The sequence below is a fragment of the Streptomyces griseoloalbus genome, from assembly GCA_014650015.1.
Classification (GTDB): domain Bacteria; phylum Actinomycetota; class Actinomycetes; order Streptomycetales; family Streptomycetaceae; genus Streptomyces; species Streptomyces griseoloalbus.
This window is the reverse complement of record BMUD01000165.1, coordinates 1-546: the sequence shown is the minus strand read 5'-3', so window position 1 is coordinate 546 and position 546 is coordinate 1. Positions and strand designations below refer to the sequence as shown.

The following is a 546-nucleotide window of genomic DNA, read 5'->3' as shown; positions in this document are numbered from 1 at the left end:
TGGTTGGCCTGCCGAGCCTCTACGGCGCCTGGCTGGGTTACCTGTTCGGCCTCACCCAGCATGTCGGCTTGGCCGAAGACGTGCTGGACCATCGCAGCAACTGCCGCACTATCTACATGAACCGCGTGCTGCGCTTTATCTACATGGACATGAACTACCACCTCGAACACCACATGTACCCGATGGTGCCGTACCACGCCCTCGCGCAACTGCACGAAGAAATCCGCAGCGACTGCCCGCCGCCGTACGCCAACCTGTTCGAGGCGTACAAGGAGATCCTGCCGACCATCTGGAAGCAGCGCAGCGACCCCACCTATTTCGTCCAGCGCCCGATTCACCCGCATACGCCTCCGGCTGCCCATGCGCCGGTGCATGCAGAAACCGCTGCCGGTTGAACCCCACCCAAGAACAAGAGAAAAACGCCATGAACGATCAATGGATCGACGTCTGCGCCGTGGGCGAAATAGACGAAGAAGACGTGCTGCGCTTCGACCATGGGCCGCACACCTATGCGGTGTATCGCTCGGCCGAGAATGAATTGTGGAA

At 60.3% G+C, this 546-nt stretch carries 1 protein-coding gene; it reads left to right on the top strand.

Going from position 1 to position 546, the window contains the following annotated elements:
- The coding region (locus tag IE178_RS35385) for a fatty acid desaturase (RefSeq protein ID WP_193515115.1) at positions 1 to 395 on the top strand (395 nt) is incomplete at its 5' end.
- Positions 396 to 546 lie beyond the last annotated feature (151 nt).